Here is a 6,713-nt window from a genome sequence, read left to right as displayed (position 1 = left end):
GTAGCTCAGCTGGATAGAGTACTCGGCTACGAACCGAGCGGTCGGAGGTTCGAATCCTCCCGGATGCACCATATTTTAGTAATGCGGCAGCAATATCTTAACTGACATACTGTGAAAAGGTTGCAGCGTGTACAGGGAGGATAACATCGCTAAGCGATGGCCCGAAGGGTGAGGCGTAAGCCGAATCATCCTCCCGGATGCACCCTATTCAGTTGTACCAGGCAGTATCTTTAGCTTTCCTCAATGCATCCGTAGCTCAGCTGGATAGAGTACTCGGCTACGAACCGAGCGGTCGGAGGTTCGAATCCTCCCGGATGCACCATATTTTAGTAATGCGGCAGCAATATCTTAACTGACATACTGTGAAAAGGTTGCAGCGTGTACAGGGAGGATAACATCGCTAAGCGATGGCCCGAAGGGTGAGGCGTAAGCCGAATCATCCTCCCGGATGCACCATATATTGCAAATCTGGTCGCAATAACGTACTCGCATAGCGCAAGCAGTTACCGCCAGCACAAGGGATGATAACGTTGCTTTAGCAACGGCCCGTAAGGGTGAGGCGCCAGCCGAATCATCCTCCCGGATGCACCATCTTCTGAATATCTCGTCGTAACACCTTTACTGACATACTGTGAAAAGCTTGCAGCTTGTACAGGAAGAGTAAAAACGCTTAGCAATGACCCGAAGCGCAAGCGCATTATCCTCATCTTCTGTTATTCCAACTCATAGCCATTCTGAACAGCCATACCGTATAAAGCTTATAGCGCTGATGCTACAGCAATCCTTTACGATCGAATTGTAAAAAACCTGCCTGATGCTTTTCCAATACCCTTTCCGTATCCTCATACTTGCTGCCTTAACAAGGCGAAATTATCACGCCGCTTTATAATATACATTTCCTCACTTTCTGCTTTTGCCGTTATATACCCCGTTAATTGCCGGTCCAGAGTCGGTTCCATAGTTACACTTTTGTGCTTTTTGGCCTCAATTAAGGCCATCTGTTAACAAGGATATAATCTGATAATAAAAAACCCTATATGTTTCAAGGCATTTGCGGATCCAAGCTGACAGCGACAAGTTCGGTGCTTTACGCTAAAGTAAACGTTCGTTGATTCAGGGACGGAGGCTTCCGTGTACGACAGTTATGACGGCTTGATATTTGATATGGACGGCACGATTCTGGATACGGAACCTACGCATCGTAAAGCCTGGCGAACCGTTCTGGCGCGCTACGATATGCGCTTTGACGACCTGTCGCTGATTAAGCTGAACGGCTCGCCAACGTGGCGGATAGCGGAAGCTATCATCAACAGCTATCAGAGCAGCCTGGATCCCCATCAGCTGGCCGCAGAAAAAACCGCGGCGCTGAAAGAGATGCTTTTCGATAGCGTCCAGCCGCTGCCGCTGGTTGACGTCGTTAAAGCTTACCGCGGTAAACGGCCTATGGCGGTCGGTACCGGCAGCGAGCACGCCGTAGCCGAAGCGCTGCTGCAACATTTAGGGCTTCGCGACTATTTTGACGCGGTTGTCGGCGCTGATGACGTTAAGCGTCATAAGCCGGAACCGGATACGTTTCTGCGCTGCGCCGAATTAATCGGTGTTGCGCCTGAGCGCTGTATCGTGTTTGAAGACGCCGATTTCGGTATTCAGGCCGCGCAGGCGGCAGGCATGGCTTTTGTCGACGTCAGGCGTCTGTGAGCGACTGGCTATACGGTTCAATGTTTGTCAGCGGTTTCCTGAGCGCCACGCTGCTGCCGGGAAACTCAGAAGTGCTGCTGGTTTCGCTGCTGCTGTCGGGAAAAGCTTCCGCGCTCGGCGTGACCGGCATTGCTGCCCTGGGGAATACCCTCGGCGGTTTAACCAACGTTATCATCGGCCGCTGTCTGCCGCTAAAACAGCAGGGGCGATGGCATAACACAGCAACAGCGTGGCTGCACCGCTGGGGGCCTGCTGCGTTACTTCTTAGCTGGTTGCCGGTTATTGGCGATCTGCTTTGCGTTCTCGCGGGGTGGCTTCGCTTCGCCTGGCTTCCGGTTGCGCTCTGGCTCGCCGTGGGCAAGACGTTGCGCTATGGCGTGCTGGCTTTCGCAACATTACAGGGCATGGAATGGTGGCAGTGATTCGCTAAGCGTCGCTATCATGATTAACATTATGCTGAACAATAATAAATTTTTCCCCAAGCGGGAGGTCAATTTGATCCCGGACGTATCACAGGCGCTTTCCTGGCTGGAAGCTCACCCTGAGGCAATGAAAGGTATTGGTCGCGGCATTGAACGCGAAACGCTGCGTGTTAAACCTGATGGCCATCTGGCCACCAGCGGACACCCTAAATCGCTGGGTTCAGCCTTGACCCATAAGTGGATTACCACTGATTTTGCTGAAACGCTGCTGGAATTTATTACGCCGGTAGATCGTGACATCGATCATCTGCTGGCTTTTCTGCGCGATATTCATCGTCACGTCTCACGCGATCTCGGCGCGGAGCGGATGTGGCCAATGAGTATGCCGTGCCTGATCGACGACAGCGATAAAATAGAGCTGGCGCAGTACGGGCGCTCCAATATCGGGCAGATGAAAACGCTCTATCGGCAGGGCCTGAAGAACCGCTATGGCGCGCTGATGCAGGTCATTTCCGGCGTGCACTATAACTTCTCGCTGCCGCTCTCTTTCTGGCAGGCCTGGACGGATGGCAAAGAAGGGCAGAGCAGCACCGACGCGATCTCGGAAGGCTATCTGCGCCTGATCCGTAACTACTATCGCTTTGGCTGGATCATTCCCTATCTGTTTGGCGCTTCGCCGGCCGTTTGTTCTTCTTTCCTGCAGGGGAAAGAGACGGACTTACCGTTTGAGCGTACCGAAAATGGTCTGCTCTATCTGCCTTACGCTACCTCTTTGCGCCTGAGTGACCTGGGTTATACCAATAAATCGCAGAGCGGACTGGGCATCACCTTCAATAATCTTCCTGACTATGTCAAAGCGCTGAAGGCGGCGATTAAAACGCCTTCGGAAGAGTACGCGCGCATGGGCGTGAAGGATGAGCAGGGCAACTGGCTGCAGCTCAACACTAACGTGTTGCAGATTGAAAACGAGCTGTATGCGCCGATCCGCCCGAAACGCGTTACGCGCTCCGGCGAAAATCCCTCCGATGCGCTGCTGCGCGGCGGCATCGAGTACATTGAAGTGCGCTCGCTGGATATTAACCCGTTCTCGCCGACAGGCGTGGATGAAAATCAGGTGCGCTTTCTCGATCTGTTCCTGATCTGGTGTACGCTGGCCGACGCGCCGGAAATGAGCAGCGAAGAGCTGCTCTGCACGCGCGCCAACTGGAACCGGGTCATTCTGGAAGGGCGCAAGCCGGGCCTGATGCTGGGTATCGGCTGCGAAGAAGCGCAGTTCCCGCTGGCGGAAGTCGGCAAAAACCTGTTTAAAGATCTGCAGCGCGTGGCGGAAACGCTCGATCGTCAGCAGGGCGATCGCCATTATCAGGCCGCCTGTGACCGTCTGGCCGCCTCGTTTGACGATCCTGACCTGACCTATTCGGCGCGTTTTTTGACAGCGCTGAAAGAAAACGGGCTGGCGGGTACGGGCCTGGCGCTGGCAGAGCAGTATCATGCTCAGTTGGCGAACGAGCAGCTGGAGATCCTGACGGAGAGCGACTTTGAGCAGGAGGCTACCCGTTCAAACGTTAGCCAGCAGGAAATCGAAGAAAGTGATACGCTTAGCTTTGAAGACTTTCTGAAAAGCCGAAGCTAACGCAAAAGAAAAAGGCCACATCAATGTGGCCAAATTAACATCTCTGTTGTCAGGGATGATGATAACAAAATGCGCGTCTTTCATAGATTCAGACCACGAGTCGACAGAGAAAGTTTCATCACTGCGAAAATAAATTTATCAGAGGTAACCATATGCCATTGCTGGATAGCTTTACCGTCGATCATACCATCATGGCGGCGCCTGCGGTTCGCGTAGCGAAAACCATGAACACGCCGCACGGCGATACCATTACCGTTTTCGATCTGCGCTTCTGCCGGCCAAACAAAGAAGTGATGCCGGAGCGCGGTATCCACACGCTGGAACATCTGTTTGCCGGTTTTATGCGTAACCATCTGAACGGCGACGGCGTTGAAATCATCGATATCTCGCCAATGGGCTGCCGCACCGGTTTCTATATGAGCCTGATTGGCACGCCGGACGAGCAGCGCGTGGCGAAAGCCTGGAAAGCCGCGATGCAGGACGTGCTGAAAGTGACCGATCAGCGCAAAATTCCTGAGCTGAACGAGTACCAGTGCGGCACCTATGAAATGCACTCTCTGGATGAAGCGCAGGATATCGCGCGTCACATCATTGAGCATGATATCGGCGTGAACCACAACGACGAGCTGGCACTGCCGCAGGATAAACTGCAGGAACTGCACATCTAGTCAGTTAACCGGGCTTCCCTTGCAGAAACCCGGTTGTTTATCCCCTGGCGGCAGGGGATAGCTATCAGGAACCCACCGACTCCTTCAGCGGCTTTTGCGGCGTAACGCGAACCTGTTTAATCATATTCTCCTGCACGTCGAGGATATCGATCGCATAGTGACCGATATGCACCGTAGTGTTGGGCAGCGGAATATCTTCCAGCACTTCCAGAATCATGCCGTTAACCGTACGCGCTTCCTCTTCCGGCAGCTGCCAGTTAAAGGCCTTGTTCAGCTCGCGCACGTTAGCGCTGCCTTCAATCAGCACCGAGCCGTCATTCTGTGGCATCACTTCTTCCGCCAGCGTCGGGGACATGGAGGTGGTGAAATCGCCGACTATCTCTTCCAGAATGTCTTCAATGGTGATCAGGCCTTTAATATCGCCATATTCATCGACAACCAGACCTACTTTCTTCTTATTGCGCTGGAACTTCACCAGCTGGATGTTCAGCGGCGTGCCTTCCGGCACGTAGTAAATCTCATCCGCCGCGCGCAGCATGACTTCTTTGGTGAACTCTTTTTTCTCGGTCATCAGGCGGTAGGCTTCCCGCACGCGCAGCATACTGATGGTATCGTCCAGCGAATCGCGATAGAGCACGATGCGGCCATGCGGCGAGTGCGTCAGCTGCCGCACGATGGATTTCCAGTCATCGTTGATATTAATGCCCACAATTTCATTGCGCGGCACCATAATGTCGTCAACGTTCACTTTTTCCAGATCCAGCACGGACAGCAGCATATCCTGATTGCGGTGCGACATCAGCGTGCGCGATTCATACACGATGGTGCGCAGCTCTTCTTTGCTCAGCGCGGAGGTGGCGGCGCTGTCGGTTTTCATGCCGACCATCCGCATCAGCACGCGGGTAATAGTATTCAGCAGCCAGACCAGCGGCATCATGATGATTTGCAGCGGGCCTAACAGCAGGCTACTGGGGAAAGCGACTTTTTCAGGATAAAGCGCGGCAACGGTTTTCGGCAGTACTTCCGCAAACACCAGCACCACAAACGTCAGGATGCCGGTAGCGATGGCTACGCCTTCATCGCCGTGCAGGCGCATCCCGACGATGGTTGCCAGCGCGGAGGCGAGGATATTAACGAGGTTGTTGCCGATCAGCACCAGGCTGAGCAGGCGATCGGGGCGACGCAGCAGTTTCTCTACCCGACGGGCGGCGCGATCGCCGTTTTTAGCCTGATGGCGCAGCTTATAGCGGTTGAGCGTCATCATGCCGGTTTCGGAGCCGGCGAACCACGCCGACACCAGCACCATAACGAAAAGAATAATAATCAGCGTGGTGGTTGAAACTTGTTCCAACGAGGGAATTCCTTGTAGTGGAGGATCAGGAGGACAAAAAGTGTTGCAGCATACGGCTGCCGAAATAGGCCATGGTCAGCAGGAACGCGCCGCCGAAATTGAACCAGGCCACGCGGCGACCGCGCCACCCTTCATGATAGTGACCCCAGAGCAAAACGATATAGACAAACCAGGCCAGAATCGACAGCACGGCTTTATCCACGTTTTCACGGCTGAACAGATCCTGCATATAAAACAGACCGGTACACAGCACCAGCGTCAGCAACACTACCCCGATCTGAGTGATATGGAACATTTTGCGCTCGATGGTCATCAGCGGCGGAATGTCCTTGCTGAAAGCCAGCTTTTTGTTTTTCAGCAGCCAGTCTATCCACGCCAGCTGTAGCGCATAAAGCGCCGCAATCATTAGCGTAGCATAGGCAAACAGCGCCAGCCCGATGTGCACCATCATGCCGGGCGTGGTTTCCAGATGCGTGATAAACGCGTTGGGCACAAAGGTGGCGAAAGCCAGGTTGATCAGCGCGAAGCTGTAGACCAAAGGCAGCAGGATCCAGCCGCGATTGCGCGAGGCCACGATGGTCATAATGGCGCAGATCAGCAGGCTGACCAGCGATCCGATATTCAACAGGCTAAGGTTCTGACCGCCTTCCGCTGTGAAAATACGCTGTTCCAGCGCGACGCCATGACACACCAGCGCGACGACGGCGGAGATAACGGCCATGCCTCGCCACGCGCTCTGCTTGCGCAGCAGGCTGGGAATAATCAGGGCAAGGCTGAAAGAGTAGGCGAGCAGCGCCAGGATCGCAAAAACGGACATAGGTGGTACCGGCAAGGCTATGAAAAAAAGCAGTATAGCGCCAGCGGCCGCTGGCTCCAAACGATCTCAACGCGGATGGCTGAGATCGCCGCGTCTTCATGTTATAATCTGCGCCATTGTGTCG

At 54.1% G+C, this 6,713-nt stretch carries 6 protein-coding genes and 1 tRNA gene; 5 read left to right on the top strand and 2 right to left on the bottom strand.

Going from position 1 to position 6,713, the window contains the following annotated elements; translation table 11 throughout:
• The first annotated feature begins 245 nt into the window (after nucleotides 1–245).
• From AB3U87_RS21590 to luxS, 5 genes are all read left to right on the top strand, one after another.
• A tRNA-Arg gene (locus AB3U87_RS21590) sits at nucleotides 246–322 on the top strand.
• A gap of 809 nt (nucleotides 323–1,131) precedes the next feature.
• The gene (gene yqaB / locus AB3U87_RS21585) at nucleotides 1,132–1,698 is read left to right on the top strand and encodes a fructose-1-phosphate/6-phosphogluconate phosphatase (RefSeq protein ID WP_253458989.1); all 567 of its coding nucleotides are present in this window, start codon (nucleotides 1,132–1,134) and stop codon (nucleotides 1,696–1,698) included.
• Nucleotides 1,695–2,120 carry a YqaA family protein gene (locus AB3U87_RS21580; protein ID WP_125287465.1) on the top strand — a complete coding sequence of 142 codons (426 nt, stop codon included), beginning with the start codon at nucleotides 1,695–1,697 and terminating at the stop codon, nucleotides 2,118–2,120. Before yqaB ends, AB3U87_RS21580 begins: the two co-directional genes overlap by 4 nt.
• Nucleotides 2,121–2,151: 31 nt before the next feature.
• Complete coding sequence (gshA, locus tag AB3U87_RS21575; protein ID WP_394150446.1) at nucleotides 2,152–3,753, top strand: glutamate--cysteine ligase; 1,602 nt, start codon at nucleotides 2,152–2,154, stop codon at nucleotides 3,751–3,753.
• A gap of 152 nt (nucleotides 3,754–3,905) precedes the next feature.
• Nucleotides 3,906–4,421, top strand: coding sequence for an S-ribosylhomocysteine lyase (gene luxS / locus AB3U87_RS21570; protein ID WP_125287466.1), 516 nt, complete (start codon nucleotides 3,906–3,908; stop codon nucleotides 4,419–4,421).
• A 64-nt stretch (nucleotides 4,422–4,485) separates the two neighbouring features.
• Here luxS and AB3U87_RS21565 read toward each other — a convergent pair whose 3' ends face one another.
• A complete protein-coding gene (locus AB3U87_RS21565; protein ID WP_125287467.1) occupies nucleotides 4,486–5,772 on the bottom strand; it encodes an HlyC/CorC family transporter in 1,287 nt (428 codons plus the stop codon).
• 25 nt (nucleotides 5,773–5,797) lie between these two features.
• The gene (locus tag AB3U87_RS21560; protein ID WP_125287468.1) at nucleotides 5,798–6,589 is read right to left on the bottom strand and encodes a cytochrome C assembly family protein; all 792 of its coding nucleotides are present in this window, start codon (nucleotides 6,587–6,589) and stop codon (nucleotides 5,798–5,800) included.
• Between the last annotated feature and the right edge of the window lie 124 nt (nucleotides 6,590–6,713).

It is taken from the genome of Erwinia plantamica, from assembly GCF_043420595.1.
Classification (GTDB): domain Bacteria; phylum Pseudomonadota; class Gammaproteobacteria; order Enterobacterales; family Enterobacteriaceae; genus Erwinia; species Erwinia aeris.
This window is presented reverse-complemented; position numbering and strand designations above follow the sequence as displayed.